Here is a 19,697-nt window from a genome sequence, read left to right on the forward strand (position 1 = left end):
CTACTTTTTTAGATTCAATTCATTTCTCAAAAATTACTCATTATATAAGCTATCTTTATATTTATTCATATACGTTATTTTTTGTGGTTCTGATAACATATTTATTGCCATCCACACATTCTTTTTCATTTCTAATTTTTGCATTGGTATCTCTTTTAAAAACTGATTACCTATAATCGCTTCCATTTCTTCATCAATTCTTTGTATAAGATTTTCTTCTGGATTATTTTGCAAAGAAGTATTTTTCAATCCCCATTTTGTTATTATAAATTCATTCGTTTTATTCATAGGATTAATAATAGTAGCTTTACTAGTTAATCGTTTTTTTATTTCATCATGATAGATTTTAATTCTATATCCCTCTTTTAGTGGAATGATATCTTTTACAATTATTACATTTGTTCCTTCCATTTCCTTCGTATAAATTTTTTCACCTTTTTCATTAAAGACCTCTATCGATGCATATTTTTCACCTGCATAATAGCTATGAGGCGTTTTAGTAGTAACCGTAAAAACAGCTCGCTTTTGCTCTAAATCCGTATTTAATTCAGCAAATTGGTCATCTCCTAACCCTAGGAATTGGATCGTTTGATTTACCAACTTGCCCACTTTCATTTCGTTAACATCAATAGTTAGACTATTATCTTTTTCTTTTACATAGGCATAATACGAACTGAAATGATACATAACATCTGTTTTTCCACCTGAAATCTCAACTGTATAAACCCCATTTGGTACATCTTGTAAATTGATATCTGTTGTTTCGATTGTTTTCTCTTGAATAACTATATTCCCTTCTTTTAATTTAATTTTTCCTCCTTTCAATGTATCTATTTCATTTGTATTTAAATGGATATGCAAATTCCCTTTTAGCCCAAGTGAAGCAATTTGCTGATTTGTAACTATTTCAAAGTTAGAGTTTATAAGAATCTCAGAATCAACTAGTGCTCTTGCTTTAGCTAATTGTGATTCAGGCACTATATAAGCTAAAGAAGTAACAGCCGGAAAACCTTTCGCCCTATTCATCTCTATTTGTTTATGATTAAGCTTAAAGCCCCATCTTTCAAATACAGGTGTAAAATCAACTCCTCCATTCTCACTATAATACTCATTCATCAAATCTGGTAAAGAATGGTCATCTTTTTTGAAAGCAGCATTGCTAGCTAGTTTTCGATAACCTTGATACATTTTTGCAAAAGCTTCATCGCCAGCTTTTTGTTTCGCCATCGTTAAAAGAATAAGTTTTTGTCGTAAATCTAAATCATCATAATTTTTATTTTCTTTCATTAAAGCATTATATAAATTCCGTTCTACCTGTTCCTTTTTCCCGAAATTAAACAACCAACCAACTTGATCTGCTTTTTTGCCGTATTTACTATATTGATATTGAACACCAAATAGATTATTAGAAACTTCTCCTGTAAATATTCCTTGATTATCAAAACCAGCTTGGTATCCATGAGCGATTTCATGTAAAGTTCCCCAACTCAGTTTATCTAACCACATTTTTGTACTATCTGAACTATTCGCTGTCCAATTTGTGCCATAATAAGCACCGCCAGCACCAGATATATCTGCTTTTAAAAAATAACGATTTTGACTTTTTTTATTTTCAAACGCTGAACCATCTAAACCAATAATTGAATCATACATTGCAAAAATATCTTCATAATACGCAATTAACTCATCCAACGATTGAAAATCTTTTAAAGATCTTACTAACTCTTTATCTTTTTTAGGTACAAATAATTGAAAACTCTTCCCTTGAATTAACGCATACTCTCCATCAAATTGATCCCATGTACTAAAAAATTGAGATACACTTTCTTGTTGTTTATAAATGGGAAGAGGCTTAGTAGCACTTTCATTCCCTACTTGGTACTCAAGTACAGCATGCTCTTCACCATACGGAGTATCTATGAAAGGAACTAAAGGCGTATCACCTTGAATGGTAACCCATTCATTTCCTACTTGTATGGATTTTTCATTTTTTGAGTCATTAGACAATAAACGTAATGTTAATTTGTCTTTAAAATTAGGATTCGTTTGTCTTACCTTTAGTGGTGTATTTCTCTGCAAAATAAGCCCTAAATCTTGTCGATCGTGATATTTCCCCTTACTTATGCCCGCCTGAAATATCCAAGTAGGCTCTTCTAAACTAGTAATTTCTTTTACATTTGTCCGTTCATCAGCATGTAAGTGTATATTTCCTATGAGGAAAAACATTGTATACATTATGCCTATAACAAGTAACCTTTTCATTTACATATCTCCTTCTCTATTTTTTATATACAAAATACAATAAAACCCTCCTTCTTCACTTATAACTGTCGTCAATAAGTTACTTATCAGTGTAATTATTATAGTTACATTAACTCGTGATTATCAATCATTAAACGTATGTAATTTTGCATATATGAATATTTTGTGATAAGTTCCAAAATATCGTATAATTATCAATATTTTTTCAGACATTATTCAATAAAAAAACACGAAGACTCTTAAGTCTTCATGTTTTTTATACATGTTATTACACTTGTAATTGAATTAATTACTAAAATCTTTTTAATCGTAAAAAATCAATTATTTTTAGGCTAATAGCCATACGTAAACTTTTATGATTTACTCATCCTTTTTGTTCTGTAATATTAAATTTTGAAACCAATTCCGTTAATTCTTCCACCTTTTCTTTCATTTTGTTGGATTGGATTGATATTTGTTCAATTGATACGGCCTGTGATTGAATTGAATTTACTGTTTGAAGAATCTCCTTTTTCACATCCGTAGCAGTTTCAGAAACTAGCGAAAGAGAAGCATTTACTTCTTCTGTACCAGCAGACATCTCTTCTGTCGCTGCGGATACTTCTTGAATTTGACCTGTAATCTTAAGCAGCTTCTTTTCCTTCTACTGCCTTTTGTTGTCCTTTTTGCATGACATTAACTGTATCTTGGGTATCTTTTTGAATCGATTTTATTAAATGATTAACTTCTTTTGCAGATTCTTTAGATTGCTCAGCCAAGTCTCGAACTTCTGCGGCAACCACTGCAAATCCTTTCCCATTCTCTCCAGCACGTGCCGCTTCAATAGCGGCATTTAAGGCAAGAAGGTTCGTTTGTTCGGCAATATTAGTAATTGCAGCGAGAGCTGTATCAATCTGTTGTGTACGTGTAACAAGTTTATTTATTACTTTTGATGTTTCCTCGACAACATCATGCACACTATTCATTTGAAGAATAGAGTGATTTATTACTTCACTACCGATATTTATTCGTTCTGTAGTCGTTACTGCTACCTCAGCGACTACTGCTGAAGATTCAGCTACAGTTTGCACCCCGGTTGTAATTTCTTCCATTGAGGATGGGCTCTCCTGAATACTAGTTACCTGTCCTTCTATTTTTGTTTTTACTTCTAGAACAGTCTGTACAACCTCATTTGAAATACTAGACGCTCGATTTGTATCTTGTACTACGCCCTCCGTAGGAAAAATAACCTCTTGTGTTGTCATCTTAACATTCTCAATTAATTGTTGAAGGTTATCTAACATACTATTAAAAGACTGAACAATATGCCCTAATTCATTATTTGCTTTATAAGGAGTACGTGTTGTTAAATCTCCAGCTGCTACTTTCTCCATATCATTTTGTAGTAATGCAAGTGGTTTTCGGATAGTTAATTTAATAATATATCCAATTAATATAATTATCAAAATTACTAAAATCGAAATACTAACAAACATTATCATTGTATTTTGAGCACTATTATTATTTTCCTTCTGTAAAAGCTCTGCATTATTACTATTATATAAAATCAATTCACAAATTGATTTTATTGATTTTTGCATATTAGGTTCAATCTCTTTTAGGTAATATGCATATGCTTCTTCATTATTAGATTTTCCTAATTCTTGTGCTTTCTTCATTTGAGTCCTTAATTCATTAAATGTTTCATGAAACGTGTTATATAATTCTTTTTCTTTAGTAGAAATAAGTTTAGCCTCAAACTGCTTTAAAAGATGATCATTTTCTTTACGAATTCCATCCATTTCTCTTATTAATTCGTTCATTCTTTTTTCATCTTTTGATAACATTATTTCCATAAAGTTCATATTAACGTGATAAAAATTAGATTCTACAATCCCAATCCACTCAATTGGTAGTAAATTATCCTCATACATATTAGAGGAAGTACTTTTCCCTCTTTCTAATCCCCAAAACCCTATTAGGGATAATACTATACATGCAATACTTGATATCGTTATTAATATGTTTAGTTTTGTACCAACCTTACTGTTTCTTAATAATTCCAATTTCATATTTTTCATTCTAATATATAGTTTAAATAATGTATTTTATAATAAGAATCCAAAAATTCATGATTATGAGCACACCCCATTAAATCTTGAACTTCTCATCCAAAATATCCACAAATATTGTGGCACCAGGGGAACCTATCATTGATATATAAATTATACTTCCATACAAGACTAGCTTAAAAATATTTTTCTTATTGCTCATTTTTCTATTTCCTCTCTATTAGAAGTACTTCTAGCACATCACACTAATAAAAACGATAGTATTAAAAAAATAAGGAAAGACATAACACCTATGTCTTTCCTCTAAAATTGTAACACTCAATATGCTCTTGGCTCTATTTGATTTTCCAGTTAAATCCTCGCATTTCTTTCTTTATAATATTTCCTAACTCCGTCCAACTTGTAATTCGCGGGATATTGAGATGTTGATTGTAAGAAGTAGTTTTTGCATACACATTTATCGGTTTTCCTATTAACGTTTCTAAGACTGCCGGCTTATCATCAAAGAAATAGTTTAATTTTATTTCTTGTATGAAGTGTATTTTTTCTTCATCCTTCATTCCATAGAAAAAGCGATCTTCATGTACCGGAAAACCTTTTTCTATTAACCATTTTTTTGTTTGCTCTCCATGCTCTTTAGGTCGCGCTGTTATATAGTATATTTCATGTCCCTGTCTTTCTAATTCTTGCAATGTCTCTACTGCATATGGAAACGGTGAACAAGAAGTATAATAAATCTCATCCAGCAAACTATTCCACATATGACTACCTTCCTCCGAAGTCATGCCAAATGCTTCATGAATTTCAATTGTTTTTAAAGAATGAAATACATCCAATCCTACTTTTTTGTTTAATTTTTTATTATATAAATGAAAAGCATGCTGCCTTAAATCAATTAACGTATCATCGATATCAAATCCAAACTTCACTCTTCATCGCTCCTTTCTGCAATCCATTTATCGGAAAATATAAGTAGTTTTTATTCTCCTTATTTCTCACCTTTCTGATATTCTGGGTAACCAATAAATCTATAATCTTTTCCAACCTGGGTAAATGATATATCCTTAAATTCAATTGCATCTTGCATTTTAGTAATACCAGCCCCCTCTACAAAGCTAGGCGCCATTCTACCCCCAATCATTTTAGGTGCAATATATAAAATCAGTTTATCTATTAATTTATTTTCAATAAACGAAGCATTTACCTCTCCACCACCTTCAATAAGCAGGGAGGAAACTCCTTTTTCCCCTAAAACATCAAGCATTTCATATAAGTTTATATGCTTTTCTCCGCTAGTAACAAATACTTTGACTCCTGCATTTTCTAATGCTTTCTTTTTTTCCGCTGCATGATTACTTGTTGTAAATATCCAGGTAGGAGCTTCTCCATCTGTAATAACGTTAGCTTCCATTGGTATGCGTAATGTTGAGTCCAATATTACTCGAATTGGATTTCGCCCATTTGGAATACGCGTTGTCAATGATGGATTATCCTCTTGTACAGTATTTGCTCCTACTAAAATGGCTGCATTTTCATTTCGTATTTGGTGTACTTCCTGTCTCGCTTCTGTAGATGTGATCCACTTACTATCCGATAAAGAAGTAGCAATTTTCCCATCTAATGTAACTCCTGATTTAATCGTTACAAATGGGCGCTTTGTCAAAATATATTTATTAAAGACTTCATTCATCTTTTTAGATTCTTCTTCACACACTCCTACAAGTACTTCAATACCTGCATCTTGTAGAATTTTAATTCCACGTCCAGAAACAAGCGGGTTTGGATCAAGTGTAGCAACTACTACCTTCTTAATTCCTGCTTGTACAATTGCTTCTGCACAAGGCCCTGTTCTTCCATGATGAGAACAAGGTTCAAGAGTTACATAGATTGTACCACCACGCGCCTGTTCTTCCGCCATACGTATCGCATGTATTTCAGCATGTGGTTCTCCAGCCTTCATATGTGCTCCGACCCCTACAATTCGGTTATCATTTACAATTATAGATCCAACCAATGGATTTGGAGTCGTTTGTCCCTTCATAGCCTTGGCATTTTCTAGTGCTAGCTTCATATACAATTCATGCTCAAGCATGTAAGTGTCCCCCTTCAAAATGTCCAGAACGCTGAATCTTCGTTTGCAAATATTTCTCATTAAACTCTGAGACATCACCCCATAACGGTTCACGACTCGTAACATTTAATCCAGCTTTTTGTAACGCTTCTAATTTTTTCGGATTATTTGTAATAAGTTTTACAGGTTTTGAGCGTAGCGCTTTTAATACTTCAATTGTATCATCATAGTTTCGAACATCATCTTCAAAACCTAGGTTCAGATTAGCTTCTACTGTATCCAACCCATTTTCTTGCAAGAGGTACGTCATAGCTTTACTAAACAAGCCAATTCCTCTTCCTTCATGATTCGCTAAGTAAAATAATGCGCCTGAACCATGTTCTGTAATCATTTGTAAAGACTGCTTTAATTGGAATCCACAGTCACAACGTTTACTACCAAAGATATCACCGGTGTGACAAATACTATGCATACGAATTAGGCCATCTTCAGAATTCTCAAAATCACCATATACAAGCACACTAGATTGCTGCATATCAGCTAAATTAATAGATGAAAGTTTTTCAATAACCCCTTCTACACTATTTGTACCCTCACTACATTGTAACCAAGAATACCATTGAAAAACTTTAGTCTCCCCATATAAATTAATTGGCAATTTGATAGGGCCTACTAAATAAATATCCTTTCCATCTTGATGTATAAATTGAATTTTATCTTCTAACATATGAATTGTATCTGTTGTAACCATTAGGTACCTCCTAGTATAGAGAATCTCTAAAATTCTCTTCCATTGTTATATTTTTTATTGTTTAACTTACACAACGTAAGTGTTTTTACAGATGCTATTCTTTTTTCTCTCAGCTTATATGCAATATGTATCATTACAACTTTGGCCATTTAAAGAAAAGAGTTTTAGTTACATAAAACAACTTAGTTACTTTATGTAAGTGAGTATACATTCGTAATTAATTTACGTCAAGTAATTAATTATAAAAACATTTGTTACTAATAGTAAGATGTTATATAATTTATTTTAGGAGGTGAAGGAAAATGAATGATTCTACATTATGCCCTCGCTTTGAAAAAGGAATGAAATTTTTTAGTCAACGATGGACATCACTAATTATTTACCAACTTTTTTCTGGATCTCAGCGCTTTTGTACGCTTGAATCTTCTCTTCCTGTTAGCGGAAGATTACTTTCAGAAAGATTGAAAGAATTAGAACTAGAAGGAATTGTCGAACGTAAAGTCTTTCCTGAGACACCAGTTCGTATAGAATATTCTTTAACTCAAAAAGGATTTGCTTTAGAAGCTATTATTCGCGGAATAGAAGAATGGTCACAGGAATGGATAGAACTTGAGGAATAACATAAAAGCTTTTTCGTATATAGTTTTAAGTGTCAAATTACAGATACCTATTATTAAAACGCTAAATTTTCAAGCATTTATGAAAAGCTAGCGTTTTTTAATAAATAAAATGTAAGAAATAAAGCAAGGTGATCAAAACGATCACCTTGTTACCTTACAGATTAAAATAGTGTTTTAAAATCTTTTATTCATACATACTCGATTAATAAAAAAACGAATAAGTTTTTTTATTACTAAACAGTTTTATTTTTACAATACAGTTAGCTTCTCCTGCTATTTGCGGACAGTAAGACCACCACTGATTAAATTTCCATTTTATTACATTCGAATATTACTTATGAAATTTCACACGCTCTTCAAGTGGTTGGAATTCTTTTTCACCTGGTGCAGCTGTTGGATTACCAAATGGCATTTGTGCAATTAGTTTCCAATTAGCAGGGACATTCCATTCTTGTTTTACCTCATCGTCAATTAATGGATTATAATGTTGTAAAGATGCCCCTAATCCCTCTGCTTCTAAACCTGTCCACACGACTAATTGGTGCATACCTGATGCTTGGTGTGACCAAATTGGGAAGTTTTCAGCATATGCAACAAATTTTTCTTGAAGCGATTTAACGATAGCCTCATCTTCAAAGAATAGTACTGTTCCATAACCAGCTTTAAAAGAATCCATTTTTTGTTGCGTTCCTGAGAATTCTCCATCTCCAACTACTTTTCTTAATGTTTCAGTTGTAATATCCCATAATTTATCATGAGCTTCACCAAATAATACAACTAATCGCGCAGTTTGAGAATTGAAAGCTGATGGAGTATATTTCACAGCAAACTCCACAATTTCTTTAATTTTTTCATCCGATACTTGTACCTCTTTATTAATTCCATAGTAAGTACGTCTTTCTTTCAGTGCAGTATAGAAATCTTTTGTCATAATTCCATTCCTCCTAAGTTTTAATATTCTTCAAAAGGATACATCTCAAAGATAATATGCGTTTAAATGAGTTCATTTTTGAATCATTGAACTTCCTATCACCCATTGCCAGTCATTCTAAATCTAAACACACTGCTTCCTTCAGTTTCCCTAAAAAAAGCCTTATAACATCATTCATAAAATCTAATCATCATTCGGTATTATTTTACCCATTCTCTATTCATGTATCCTGCTTGTTTCATATTTACACAAACATGAAAATAAGCTTAAATTGATAGTTAAAAAGCCAGGTAGCATGAATAATGCATTACCTGGCTTTTTACATTTTAAATTTAACTAAATATTACTAACGAACTGTAGTAGAAACCATACTGGTCACTTATTTAATAATTAACATCTCATAAGGATTTACATATTAATAATTGCTTATAATACTCCATTATCTAATATGAAAGTATAAAAATACTTTCATTACTGATTCAACTGATTTTTCACCGCTCTTATAACCAATTCATGATCTTCTTCTGGTGGTAATCCTGAAACTGTTATCATTCCAATAACCCCTACGTTTTTTATTCTGATAGGAAAGCATCCACCAAACGCAGCATATTCCGAAGTATCTAAAAGATATTTTTCATTATATGAAATTCCAGTTATTTCACTTTGTATCTGCATATAATACGAGCTACGATCATGTAGGGAAACGACTCGTTTTTTACGCTCAATCCATTTCGTATTTTCCTCATTTGTCCCTGTCATCTTGAAATGAAATAATTGCACACCATTTTTCGTTATATCAACAGCAATCAATTTCCCCTCTTTCTTCGCTGTTTCAACGATAAATAAACCTATTTGCAAGGCATCTTCATTTGTAAAAGAGGAAAATTGAAGTGTTTCCTCCTCTTTTAAAATTTGTTTACTTATTTCATTCAAATTTGAAGTACTCATATCTTTAACCTCCATAATTGTTTTATGCCACACCGACATTTTTTCGAAATTATTAGGCCATATAGTACAACCTTTCAATCAATTTGATTCTAAATAAACTACTGTAACATCTTTGGTAACTAGTAGTACCGTAAAGCTTGTTTTCTTCTTACTGGTGCTATTATGAATGACATTCAAAGTTATAAAAAGTACTATTCTACTTATCCCTATCTTACAGAGACTATTATGAAATATATTTAACATCTTAAAAATGTATGTACTAAAGAATAATATTTTTAATCACTAACTTTTTTGATCAATCGTTATAATCCAATTTCATCAAAATTTTTATCAATTATTACACTATCCAACAATAGGAGGAAACAAAGATGGATGAAAATATATCCAAAAGCTGAAAAGCAGTTGAGTCCCTTGAGAGAATAGTTATAATTCACTACATATAGAAATAAACATACAAAAAACGCCATCCTTTCCTATAATTCTAAAGAAAGAATAGCGTATTCTTTTCAAAAATGATTTCTTTTATTGAGAAAATTTGATTCTATATTATACATAAAAGGGCAACCAGTGCTAAAACAGCTGGAAGTCCTTGTTTCACAATAATTGATTTATTAGATGTGAAACCTCCGAAAATAGCTGCTATCACCACACAAATCACGAAAAATAATTGGACCATATAACCAATTGGATTGAGCCCAAGTACAAGTCCCCAAATGAGACCAGCCGCTAAAAACCCATTATATAAACCTTGGTTTGCAAACATAATGGCTACGTTTCGATCTCCTTCTAAATGCTTCGGTAATTTGAAAGCACGTTTTGCTACTTTTGAATCAATAAAAAACATTTCAAGGATCATGATAAACAAATGTTCTAATGCTACGATCCCGACTAAAATAGCTGCGATTATTTCCACACTATTCTGCCCCCTACACTCTCTATTCTTTAATATTCTCCACATTTTTTTGCATCTGTAATAGAACATGAATAAGTATTTTGCGTTCTTCTCCACTGATATTTACGAACATTTCCTTCATAAAATGTTCCTTTTCTTTCTTGTCAAAACATTAATTGATATATCAATTATTGATACATCAATTAATATACACCTCTCTTTTTATTTTTGCAAGTTTTTTTGCTCAATTGGTTTTATTTTGTTCCAGCAACTTTAAACCAATTCAAAACATCAGTTTGCATTTCTAGAAATCATAATTACTTTAAGTTCATTCTAACAATCATATTTAACTAAATATATAAAAGAATTAAGTTATATCTCCATCAATTTATAAAAATTAATTTTTTCTAAAAACAGATACTTTACGTTTTTTATAGTAATAAAAATCATTTTTTGTTTCAGAAGCAATCCATTTTGTTAGCTTGATGGGCATAGGATAGCACCCAGATGACGAACCAATTATCTTTCAAGAAGACGGCTAGAAAACTGGATTTGGTAGGGGAGTTACCTACTTCCCCGATCCAGATGGTACTAATTTAGAGCTAATTGCTCCAAAAAGGCCATTCAGACATGAATAGTTAAAATAAATTAATACCGAAACAAGCCACCTTCTGCTGAAGTGCACCCCAATTGTTAGACACAGTCTAACAATTGGAGGTGCATTTTTTATGGCTAAATTTTCTTCAAAAGAAAAAATCCAAGCGGTGAAACGATATTTAGATGGTACAGAAAGTGGAAAAACAATTGCTAAATCTATAGGAGTTAACCCTAGCGTACTTCGTGAGTGGATTAGACGATATGAGTCTTCAGGTGAAAAGGCCTTTGAAAAGTGCTATACATTCTACCCAGCCCAGTATAAACTAGATGTACTTTATTATATGAATGAACACGGGACATCTATCAGAGAAACAGCGGCACTTTTCAATATACCGTCTTATGAAACACTTCGGAAATGGAAAATAGCTTATGAAACAGGAGGATTGGATGCCCTACAATCAAAGAAAAAGGGGCGTCCAACCATGAAAGATAAAAAAATAAAACCAGTAGATGAAGGATCAATCGAAGCCTTACAAGCGGAAAATGAGCGTTTACGTATGGAAAATTCATATTTAAAAAAGTTGAATGCCTTAGTTCAAAACAAAGAAAAATCACCAAACAAGACAAAGCGCAAGTAATCTACGAGTTAAGGCATGAATTTCCTATCAAGGAGTTACTTCAACTCGCAAACATTCCACGTAGTACGTACTATTACTGGATGAAACATTTTAATCGTCCTGATCCAAATGCGGAGGTAAAAGAACTGATTCAAGCTATTTATAATGAACACGATGGGTGTTATGGTTATCGTCGTATTCGTGATGAACTTATGAATCGTGGACACAAAGTAAATCATAAAAAAGTGTATCGTCTTATGAAAGAATTAGGGTTAAAATGTCTGGTTCGTATGAAAAAATATCGCTCTTACAAAGGGACAGTTGGGAAAATTGCACCAAATATTTTAAATCGCAACTTCCAAGCTGAAAAACCAAATGAAAAGTGGGTTACAGATATTACGGAGTTTAAGTTATTTGGGGAGAAGTTATACCTATCACCAATGTTGGATTTATTTAATGGTGAAATTATCACGTATACAATTGGTTCAAGACCGACCTATTCCCTTGTTTCAACGATGTTGGACCAAGCCCTTTATTGTGTAACCGATCCGGATAAACTCCTCATTCACTCTGATCAAGGTTGGCACTATCAAATGAAACAATACCGTCATTCTCTTAAGAATTGTGGCATAACTCAAAGTATGTCTCGCAAAGGAAACTGTTATGACAATGCCGTTATTGAAAATTTCTTCGGTATCATGAAATCGGAATTTCTGTATCGAAAAGAATTTGAAAGTATAACACATTTCAAACAAGAGTTAGCAAAGTATATAGAATACTATAATCATAAAAGAATTAAGGCAAAATTAAAGGGTATGAGCCCAGTACAATACCGGGCTCATACCCTAGAGGCTGCCTAATGAAACGACCTGTCTAACTTTCGGGGGTCACTTCAAACGTGTTAAAGGCTTTTTGCAAATTGAAATATCGTACAGGCGTTAACAAGAAATTCTTAATCACCTCACTGAATAATTACAGGTCTTCCAAATAAAGCTGGATAATAAATTAACATCGCACCTACAAATGAACACACTAAACAAAAAACAGCCTCGTATTTTATGACTAGAGAAGAATTCGTATCAAACTTTTTTTCATCTCTTTTACATATCATTTTAAATAAAACGCTATATAATAAATACCCAATAATCGCCCCGAGGGTGTTCGTAAATAAATCATCAATATCTGTAATTCTATTATTTAGTAATTGATTTAACTCAATTGCCAATGAAAAAAAGAATCCCGCGCATACGGTGTTTTTCATTTTTTTAAACTGCGGCCAAATAGTCGGCAATAAAAAACCTAATGGCATAAACAGTACGATGTTCAAAAGATACGTAGTACTACCCGCCGTATCAAATAGAGTCAAATTGATTTGATTTACACGAATCCACGTTTCATATCTACTTATATCCCATACAGTCGCAATCTGCGTCACCTTATACACTAGCGAAAGATAGAATAGAAAAATATATACCCATAGAAAATGCCGAATAGATATGTTTCTTTTCGCTTTAAAATAAAATCCAATTTGAAACATAATACAAAACATAATAGTAAAAAAATAAGTATATAAATAACTCATCAAAACTCCTGTATGCATGTGGAATCCCCTAACTTTACATTTTCATCTATTATTTTAGAACATAGTTCAAGAACTGGTACTTTGTTCATATATTTAATCTTCTACTTTGTCTTCGAATATAGGGAATATATTAAAAATATAAAATCCCCACTTCTTCATTTTCAGTCTCCTCCTTGATGTAACTTGTTTATAGGATAGGAAAAACTTTTAAAATAAAAAGTGGGGTAAATATAAAATTTTTCTTAAATCTTATGTTGGGTTTAATTATTGCTCTTCTTAATAATCCGCTATTCATTGTTAGGCAACAGTATGCTTAAACTTAGTTTTCACTCTATTCCTTCGCATCCCTCATACTGTAATACCCCAAATTAATAATAATCAAGAAATACCCACCCATAATTCCAGCTGCAAATGTCCACATGAATTCATGATGTTCAATTTCATACATAATAATCGCGCCAAGTATTGCCGCTGCGAACCGATTTATCATTCCGAGCATCGGTGCTTTTTCTTTTTTTACAATGCTATCTCCGAACTTTTCAATACGCCTTCCTAAAATCCAGGCGCAGTACATACTCACCAAAAGGCCAATGCTTATCCCGACAAACTGGGCTGAAAAAGGTGTCACGAGCCATCCCAATAACATTACGCCTAGCAAACAATACATTTGTATGTTGAATGATCTTAATGCCATACGAATCATGTTATTCTCCTTTATCTTTCTCATTGTAGTTCCGTATCATCAATCCAATCTTCCAAGCTTCAAGCTTTCAGCTATATCTTTTTTTAAATGAGGGAATTTGATTTTGCTCACCATTAAATAAGCGAGTACGCATGTACCAAACGCCACGGAAACTGGATTCTTTAAAAAACATAAAATAAGGAGACACATTGCCGCGAATGGTATCGGCATTCCGATAAATGTCGGGAGTTTGCTTTGCTGTGTGTTAAATCTCGCAAGCCGAAGCATTCCGCAAATACTATAAGCGAGCGCGCATATCATCCCGATAGACTGCAAATCTTTTAATGAGGCATTATATGCAAGAATAGATGGTGCCACACCAAAAGTAACTAAATCCGCAAATGAGTCCAACTCTCCACCAATTTCTGAAACAGAATCAAGTTTCCGAGCGACCATGCCATCAAACAAATCAAGGACCATACCTGTAATAATGAACATAACTGCACCGTACATATCGTCAACGAAAACAGCATGAATAGCCAAAAGCCCACACACAAAATTTGCTATCGTAATCATATTTAGTATGTAACTCATCACATGCTTCCCCTCCTTTCTACTAATTGCTTCATCTAAGTTCTTACTCATTACAATCAAGATCCTTCTGCTTTTCTTCCAATATCACTTTATTTATTTTCGTTAACGTCTCTGTCATTTGCTCTAGGGCATTTATATCGATTTTAGAAAAGTATTTCTCAATTAATACATCATCTAACTCAGACAACCGCTCTATATACTTACTACCGTTTGGACCAAGTGTAAGAAAATACTCCCTTTTATTATTAGGGTTTACTTGTTTTGAAATCATCTTCTGTTTCTCCAATTTCGATAAAACTTGGCTAACGGCACTTTTGGATACATTAAAGGTAGTCGCAATGTGATTTGCTGTCGTGTTTTCATTTAAATTAATATGAAATAGCATGCTCTCTTGCTGTCCTGTAAGACCGAACTCATCTTTTAACTCCTGAAATAGTAAAATGTAGAATTCATTATAAGCTCGGTTCATTTCATTAATTACTTCTTTATAAGTTCTAGTCATAGCGTTATTCCTCCATGCTTTTATTTCGTTTCGCTTAATAGTTAAGTTTACTTAACTTAACTACAGTATACCGTTATCTTCGTGTAAAGGGAAATATAACTCTACACTTTACTCACAATGATACAAAAAAGAAGACACTCTTCTAAAACAAGTTTAGTCGCTTCTGTCTCACTGCTTTCCTCATCCAAATACTTGGTAAGTCATTCTGAATAATCAAAAAGAAAATCAATAAAATTCCATATAGACCCATTACTGGTTAAAATGTTATAATAGAATTACCCTACATAGTTACTCATAGCCAGACTGAGGAACTAGCGTCTTATTAAGTAATGCGCATAACTAAAATAAAAAAGACACTTTACGGTGTCTTTTTTATTTATATTCATTGCAATTATCTCTTTTATAAACAGACTCTATCAAACAGTAAAAGAAACTAACAGATGGAACATCCTGTTGCAAGAGAACTACGTTTCATACGTGTATACCTCATCATTTTGATTATTGTCATCGCGTTTTGGGATCGTGAGAAAACTGTGGAAATTACTGATCACGGTAGCGATCCTATCTTAAATACCAGCAATATGACCCAAGTTGGTGAGTATACATTTGCATACAAAGACGAATCTAATCAAATTAAAATATTTAAGTTTAATCCAGATACGAATGAAATAAAACTAATAAAAGAGTTTTATGCTAACGAATATGAACTACATACAATAAATAATTCAAATCGATAAAAGGCACTTTAGGGTGTCTTTTCTTTATGGAGTAGGATTATGAAAAGACAGATTTACAATTCTAAGCGACTCGTTGGTACTACCCCATCATCATCAAGCTAATATTTTCATATCCCCCTAAATTAAAATTTTCTTTCTCTACAGATAGTTATTCTGAGAAGGTGCTCATTTTTTCGTTTTGGGGGCATTTCTTTTTCTTAAGTTGATGGGCATATATGGTGACCCCTATTAGACGATAATAAATTAACAATTTCGGGGTTCAGTTCAACTTTATTCAAAATAAGATTTTTTTTGCAGTAAAATCAATGTTAACGGAAATTTTTTAAAAATTAACATAAATACTTGCAATATTTAAATTAGTACTATATAGTTCTAGTTATGACAAAGGTAAAATTAATGAATCAAAAACGTGTGATTGAAGTAGCTGCAACATTATTTTTAGAAAAAGGGTTTGCTTATACAAGTATGGATGAATTAGTACGTGTAAGCAAAGTTTCAAAGTCTAATGTGTATTATCACTTTTCTAATAAGGAACAATTATTAGAAGGAGTCGTTGATTATTGGATTGAAATGTATCAATCTGCAATTGATGACGTACTTTCTCAGAACCAATTTTTAGTTGAAGATCGTATCCAACTGTTTTTAAAGCAATTATCACAAGGAGTTCAGTCGAGAGAGTATAAGGGGAGCTGTCCATTTATTACTCTTTATATTCAAAGTCCTACACAGGCCACGCAAATAAAAGAAAAAATAGGTCTTTTTTTTACAGGATTACAAGAGAAAGTTTCTCTATTACTTAAACAAGGGGTAGAGAATGGAGAATTCAGAAATACGATTCATATTGATGAGGTTGCATCACTTTTTATTACAAATCTTGAGGGAGCGTTATTTATTTCAGAAACATTGAAAGATGCAACTGTAATCACGAAAACAGCAGATCATTTTTTTAAATTGCTTCGATAAAAGAAGCTTTTTTTTTACATCAAATTAGTACTAATTAGTACTACAAAGGGGATTTTATATGAGAACAGTATTTTTAACTGGTGGAACAGGCTTTATTGGAAAGCAATTAGTGAAAGAATTAGCCAAAGAGGATGTTAAAATTCTTCTTTTAGTAAGGTCGAAAAGTAAAGCAATACGCCTTTTTCAAGAAAGAGGCATCTTAAAAAAGAAAGTTATGCACTTTATTGAAGGTGATTTGACGAAAATAGATTTAGGTCTAAGTGCTGAAGATAAGGAGAGGGTATTGAAAACGGATGTGATTATTCACGCAGGAGGCCCCATGGATATTCAAGCGACAAGTAAAGAGGCAGCTTCCGTATTTTTAAATGGCGCCAAACATATTAGTGAATTAGCTAAAAGTATTCATCAATTGAAGGGCTTGCAACAATTTATTCATGTTGTAGGTTATATGAGTCCCTTTGATGATAAAAATAGCAAGATTGCAATTGATGTGTTTAAAGAAGGAAACAATTATTTAAAAATAAAAAATCCATATGAGAGAACAAAATTTTTAGCAGATCTCTATATCCGTCAGCAGGCATCCGCAGTAGGTTATCCGCTTTCTGTAATTAATCCGCCAACTGTAGTCGGTAGTAGTAAAACAGGGAGTACAGAGCAGATAACAGGATTAGGTTTGCTTGTAATGAGTATGCGAAGAGGGCTCATGCCAATGATTCCTGGAGGTAAGGGATATAGGTTACCACTTATTTCAAACGATGAGCTTGCGAAGTTTATTATGCAGGTTTTCAGATTGGAGCAACCGACTATTCAAACATATACACTTGTTGAAGACAAACAGTACGATCAGAACATTGCTGAATTATTAAATATTATGTCGGAAAGTATGAATATGAGGGCACCAAAAATCTCTGTTCCAATGCCACTTATGAAAGCAATTATGAATAGTGGAGTAAGTAAAATAACAAAAATTCCTTCTGATGGATTGAATTTTATTACAAAACAAAATTTCCCAAATGTTTCAACGAAAAAAATTATGGGAGGAGATTGGTTTAAGAAGACGAGTGTAATAAAATTTTTGCCTGCCGTAGTAGCTGATCTGGATTATCGAATGATGTATCAAAATGGCCAGCATAATCATTTATTTAAACGAACATTATGCGATAACACTACCCTTTACCAATTACAAGGAGAGGGTAAACCGTTTATTTTATTACATGGTTTATTGAGTGATGGAGAAGATTTATTTCCTTTAGCACAAGAGCTTCATGAAAAAACTGGTCAACCTATATGGATCTTGGATCTTCCAGGTTTGGGACGTTCTCCTTTTAAACGAGAGAAAAATCTTCTAGATATCTATTTGAATGTAGTGAAAAAGTTATTGGAGAAAGCTACGAATGGTGCACATCTAATTGGCCATTCATTCGGTGCGTTTATTCTTCTGGAAGCATTGGTACAAGAGTACATAGATAAGAAGTATGCAATCACTTTACTTCAGCCACCTGTTGCTAAAAAAAATGCTAAATCACTAAATGTTCCTCAATTTATGAACAAATGGACATTAAAATTAGCAACTACTAATTTGATAGAGCGTTATTTATTAAGTAATGGTTTGTTTGAAAGTCTGGAGAGCATCCCTGAACATTATATTGAAAAGATAAGTAACAGTTTTACTTCTCCTAGAATTTTAAATACTACGGTTCAGCTTAACAGTTTACTACTGAAAAACGATCAAGGTGATTTCAATGAAGTAACAAAGTATAATCTTCACATTATTTGGGGGGATTATGACAGAGCCTATTCTGCTCCATCGCATCTTGGTAAGGTTGATTTTGTTCCATATGGCCATCATTTTCCTCTTAGCCATCCGAGTGAAACGGCAACATTAGTAATAAAAAATAGTAATACTAGCAGATGAGAGTGTGGGATAAATAAAAAGTGTGTAGTAAAATCGTTGTGTCTTTGAAATAAAATCGTACTGTTTTGGGTCCCACCCTATGCCCATCAACTTCAAGATTTTATAACACCCCAAAACGAAAAAATGAGATTTTTATTGCAAGTAAGCACAATTTTTCGTTCTGAGGGGTAAAATAATATTCGGATGGGAGTCCAATACATATTATTAAAATTAAGATGGTTCAAGTCGGAGGAAGGCGCATTAAGGTGTCTTTTCTCTTTAAATTAAAAAGTTTGAGACATGGAGTCTTTAGTCATAATTACGACTAAAGGCTTTTTTCTATAAAAAAATTAAAACATAGTAAAAACGACATACTTACTTAAATTGTTTTTCGCTTTATAAACTAAATCCAAAAAGTTGGATAGCTTCTTTTACTACTCATATTATTAATGAATAAAGCAATAACTACAATAACAACGGAGCCAATTAAAACTGGTGTTACTAAATAACTCCAACTATTTGCCCCTAAAATAACGATAATCGGATCGGCCCCTGCCGGAGGGTGCGTCGTTCTCGTTAACATCATAACGGCTATTGCCATCCCCACTGCTAAAGCAATTGTCCAATATTCATTCCCAAACAAATGATATATTGATAGACCAATGAAAGTTGAAATCAAATGTCCTCCAATAATATTACGCGGCTGAGATAATGGCGCATTCCAAACTCCAAACGCTAATACACAACTCGCCCCAAATGGAGCCATTAATAATTCTGTAGAAGTTATGCTCGTTAAATATGTTAAGGTAAGAATCGTTAAAAATCCCCCTAGTAGTCCTGTTAAAGAGTCCTTTATATTTACTTGTAATGGACTTCTTCCTTTCCCTTTCATTTTTGTAAAATATCGTACACTTATTGGTTGAGGATCTTCCTGCTTAGTTGCTGTTATATTATCCATCATTCTCCTCCTTTATTTACCAACCATTATAACTTGACAATAACT

Annotated in this window: 19 protein-coding genes; 5 read left to right on the forward strand and 14 right to left on the reverse strand. The window is 32.7% G+C overall.

Annotated elements, in window-relative coordinates; translation table 11 throughout:
* Positions 1–33: 33 nt before the first annotated feature.
* From F3I02_RS30095 to F3I02_RS30115, 6 genes are all read right to left on the reverse strand, one after another.
* Positions 34–2,262 carry a putative mucin/carbohydrate-binding domain-containing protein gene (locus tag F3I02_RS30095; RefSeq protein WP_074593351.1) on the reverse strand — a complete coding sequence of 743 codons (2,229 nt, stop codon included), beginning with the start codon at positions 2,260–2,262 and terminating at the stop codon, positions 34–36.
* Positions 2,263–2,626: 364 nt separating this feature from the next.
* The gene (locus F3I02_RS35070) at positions 2,627–2,842 is read right to left on the reverse strand and encodes a hypothetical protein (protein WP_374058662.1); all 216 of its coding nucleotides are present in this window, start codon (positions 2,840–2,842) and stop codon (positions 2,627–2,629) included.
* A 43-nt stretch (positions 2,843–2,885) separates the two neighbouring features.
* The gene (locus tag F3I02_RS30100) at positions 2,886–4,322 is read right to left on the reverse strand and encodes a methyl-accepting chemotaxis protein (RefSeq protein ID WP_374058663.1); all 1,437 of its coding nucleotides are present in this window, start codon (positions 4,320–4,322) and stop codon (positions 2,886–2,888) included.
* A gap of 326 nt (positions 4,323–4,648) precedes the next feature.
* Positions 4,649–5,242, reverse strand: coding sequence for a 5' nucleotidase, NT5C type (locus F3I02_RS30105; protein WP_151522588.1), 594 nt, complete (start codon positions 5,240–5,242; stop codon positions 4,649–4,651).
* Positions 5,243–5,301: 59 nt separating this feature from the next.
* Complete coding sequence (gene ribD, locus F3I02_RS30110) at positions 5,302–6,405, reverse strand: bifunctional diaminohydroxyphosphoribosylaminopyrimidine deaminase/5-amino-6-(5-phosphoribosylamino)uracil reductase RibD (protein WP_196478696.1); 1,104 nt, start codon at positions 6,403–6,405, stop codon at positions 5,302–5,304.
* Complete coding sequence (locus tag F3I02_RS30115; RefSeq protein ID WP_196478697.1) at positions 6,398–7,135, reverse strand: GTP cyclohydrolase II; 738 nt, start codon at positions 7,133–7,135, stop codon at positions 6,398–6,400. Before F3I02_RS30115 ends, ribD begins: the two co-directional genes overlap by 8 nt.
* 302 nt (positions 7,136–7,437) lie before the next feature.
* Between F3I02_RS30115 and F3I02_RS30120 the strand changes: the two genes are divergently transcribed.
* Positions 7,438–7,755, forward strand: a complete 318-nt coding sequence (locus tag F3I02_RS30120) for a winged helix-turn-helix transcriptional regulator (RefSeq protein ID WP_196478698.1) — start codon at positions 7,438–7,440, stop codon at positions 7,753–7,755.
* A gap of 331 nt (positions 7,756–8,086) precedes the next feature.
* On the opposite strand, the gene F3I02_RS30125 is transcribed toward F3I02_RS30120, so the two are convergent.
* The 3 genes from F3I02_RS30125 to F3I02_RS30135 form a co-directional block, all read right to left on the reverse strand.
* Positions 8,087–8,686 (reverse strand): nitroreductase family protein, encoded by a 600-nt coding sequence (locus F3I02_RS30125; RefSeq protein WP_000158943.1) that lies wholly within the window; start codon positions 8,684–8,686, stop codon positions 8,087–8,089.
* Between the two features lie 471 nt (positions 8,687–9,157).
* Positions 9,158–9,673: a heme-degrading domain-containing protein gene (locus F3I02_RS30130; RefSeq protein ID WP_116777641.1), complete on the reverse strand. Its 516-nt coding sequence runs from the start codon at positions 9,671–9,673 to the stop codon at positions 9,158–9,160.
* A gap of 502 nt (positions 9,674–10,175) precedes the next feature.
* A complete protein-coding gene (locus F3I02_RS30135; RefSeq protein ID WP_000402471.1) occupies positions 10,176–10,547 on the reverse strand; it encodes a DUF1304 domain-containing protein in 372 nt (123 codons plus the stop codon).
* A gap of 707 nt (positions 10,548–11,254) precedes the next feature.
* Here F3I02_RS30135 and F3I02_RS30140 point away from each other — a divergent pair.
* Positions 11,255–12,600, forward strand: a protein-coding gene (locus F3I02_RS30140) for an IS3-like element ISBth10 family transposase (RefSeq protein WP_085960089.1) whose coding sequence is annotated in 2 segments (ribosomal slippage) — positions 11,255–11,696 and positions 11,696–12,600 — 1,347 coding nt in all. Because the reading frame shifts where the segments join, the coding sequence is not laid out codon by codon here.
* 101 nt (positions 12,601–12,701) lie between these two features.
* Here the strand turns inward: F3I02_RS30140 and F3I02_RS30145 are convergent.
* From F3I02_RS30145 to F3I02_RS30160, 4 genes are all read right to left on the reverse strand, one after another.
* Positions 12,702–13,340, reverse strand: coding sequence for a VanZ family protein (locus F3I02_RS30145; protein ID WP_000556870.1), 639 nt, complete (start codon positions 13,338–13,340; stop codon positions 12,702–12,704).
* Between the two features lie 313 nt (positions 13,341–13,653).
* Positions 13,654–14,025, reverse strand: coding sequence for an ATP synthase subunit I (locus F3I02_RS30150; RefSeq protein ID WP_000620605.1), 372 nt, complete (start codon positions 14,023–14,025; stop codon positions 13,654–13,656).
* A gap of 39 nt (positions 14,026–14,064) precedes the next feature.
* A complete protein-coding gene (gene pssA / locus F3I02_RS30155; protein WP_196478699.1) occupies positions 14,065–14,649 on the reverse strand; it encodes a CDP-diacylglycerol--serine O-phosphatidyltransferase in 585 nt (194 codons plus the stop codon).
* The gene (locus F3I02_RS30160) at positions 14,642–15,100 is read right to left on the reverse strand and encodes a MarR family winged helix-turn-helix transcriptional regulator (RefSeq protein WP_000198943.1); all 459 of its coding nucleotides are present in this window, start codon (positions 15,098–15,100) and stop codon (positions 14,642–14,644) included. Before F3I02_RS30160 ends, pssA begins: the two co-directional genes overlap by 8 nt.
* Positions 15,101–15,540: 440 nt before the next feature.
* Here F3I02_RS30160 and F3I02_RS30165 point away from each other — a divergent pair, with 440 nt between their 5' ends.
* The 3 genes from F3I02_RS30165 to F3I02_RS30175 all read left to right on the forward strand — a co-directional run bounded on the left by F3I02_RS30165 (position 15,541) and on the right by F3I02_RS30175 (position 18,715).
* A complete protein-coding gene (locus F3I02_RS30165) occupies positions 15,541–15,837 on the forward strand; it encodes a YmzC family protein (RefSeq protein ID WP_000400974.1) in 297 nt (98 codons plus the stop codon).
* A gap of 396 nt (positions 15,838–16,233) precedes the next feature.
* The gene (locus tag F3I02_RS30170) at positions 16,234–16,800 is read left to right on the forward strand and encodes a TetR/AcrR family transcriptional regulator (protein WP_001072299.1); all 567 of its coding nucleotides are present in this window, start codon (positions 16,234–16,236) and stop codon (positions 16,798–16,800) included.
* A 58-nt stretch (positions 16,801–16,858) separates the two neighbouring features.
* Positions 16,859–18,715, forward strand: a complete 1,857-nt coding sequence (locus tag F3I02_RS30175; RefSeq protein ID WP_196478700.1) for an alpha/beta fold hydrolase — start codon at positions 16,859–16,861, stop codon at positions 18,713–18,715.
* A gap of 382 nt (positions 18,716–19,097) precedes the next feature.
* Here the strand turns inward: F3I02_RS30175 and F3I02_RS30180 are convergent, their stop codons facing one another.
* Positions 19,098–19,652: an HPP family protein gene (locus tag F3I02_RS30180; RefSeq protein ID WP_000368839.1), complete on the reverse strand. Its 555-nt coding sequence runs from the start codon at positions 19,650–19,652 to the stop codon at positions 19,098–19,100.
* Between the last annotated feature and the right edge of the window lie 45 nt (positions 19,653–19,697).

The organism is Bacillus sp. SRB3LM, from assembly GCF_015712745.1.
Lineage (GTDB): Bacteria > Bacillota > Bacilli > Bacillales > Bacillaceae_G > Bacillus_A > Bacillus_A thuringiensis_K.

What these genes read in the sequence shown, in the direction of transcription:
- F3I02_RS30160 (WP_000198943.1), bottom strand. Translation starts at nt 15,100, where the DNA reads ATGACTAGAACTTATAAAGAAGTAATTAATGAAATGAACCGAGCTTAT.
- pssA (WP_196478699.1), bottom strand. Translation starts at nt 14,649, where the DNA reads ATGAGTAAGAACTTAGATGAAGCAATTAGTAGAAAGGAGGGGAAGCAT.
- F3I02_RS30095 (WP_074593351.1), bottom strand. Translation starts at nt 2,262, where the DNA reads ATGAAAAGGTTACTTGTTATAGGCATAATGTATACAATGTTTTTCCTC.
- F3I02_RS30125 (WP_000158943.1), bottom strand. Translation starts at nt 8,686, where the DNA reads ATGACAAAAGATTTCTATACTGCACTGAAAGAAAGACGTACTTACTAT.
- F3I02_RS30120 (WP_196478698.1), top strand. Translation starts at nt 7,438, where the DNA reads ATGAATGATTCTACATTATGCCCTCGCTTTGAAAAAGGAATGAAATTT.
- F3I02_RS30145 (WP_000556870.1), bottom strand. Translation starts at nt 13,340, where the DNA reads ATGCATACAGGAGTTTTGATGAGTTATTTATATACTTATTTTTTTACT.
- F3I02_RS30165 (WP_000400974.1), top strand. Translation starts at nt 15,541, where the DNA reads ATGGAACATCCTGTTGCAAGAGAACTACGTTTCATACGTGTATACCTC.
- F3I02_RS30115 (WP_196478697.1), bottom strand. Translation starts at nt 7,135, where the DNA reads ATGGTTACAACAGATACAATTCATATGTTAGAAGATAAAATTCAATTT.
- F3I02_RS30130 (WP_116777641.1), bottom strand. Translation starts at nt 9,673, where the DNA reads ATGTCGGTGTGGCATAAAACAATTATGGAGGTTAAAGATATGAGTACT.
- F3I02_RS35070 (WP_374058662.1), bottom strand. Translation starts at nt 2,842, where the DNA reads ATGTCTGCTGGTACAGAAGAAGTAAATGCTTCTCTTTCGCTAGTTTCT.
- F3I02_RS30170 (WP_001072299.1), top strand. Translation starts at nt 16,234, where the DNA reads ATGAATCAAAAACGTGTGATTGAAGTAGCTGCAACATTATTTTTAGAA.
- F3I02_RS30100 (WP_374058663.1), bottom strand. Translation starts at nt 4,322, where the DNA reads ATGAAAAATATGAAATTGGAATTATTAAGAAACAGTAAGGTTGGTACA.
- ribD (WP_196478696.1), bottom strand. Translation starts at nt 6,405, where the DNA reads ATGCTTGAGCATGAATTGTATATGAAGCTAGCACTAGAAAATGCCAAG.
- F3I02_RS30175 (WP_196478700.1), top strand. Translation starts at nt 16,859, where the DNA reads ATGAGAACAGTATTTTTAACTGGTGGAACAGGCTTTATTGGAAAGCAA.
- F3I02_RS30180 (WP_000368839.1), bottom strand. Translation starts at nt 19,652, where the DNA reads ATGGATAATATAACAGCAACTAAGCAGGAAGATCCTCAACCAATAAGT.
- F3I02_RS30150 (WP_000620605.1), bottom strand. Translation starts at nt 14,025, where the DNA reads ATGATTCGTATGGCATTAAGATCATTCAACATACAAATGTATTGTTTG.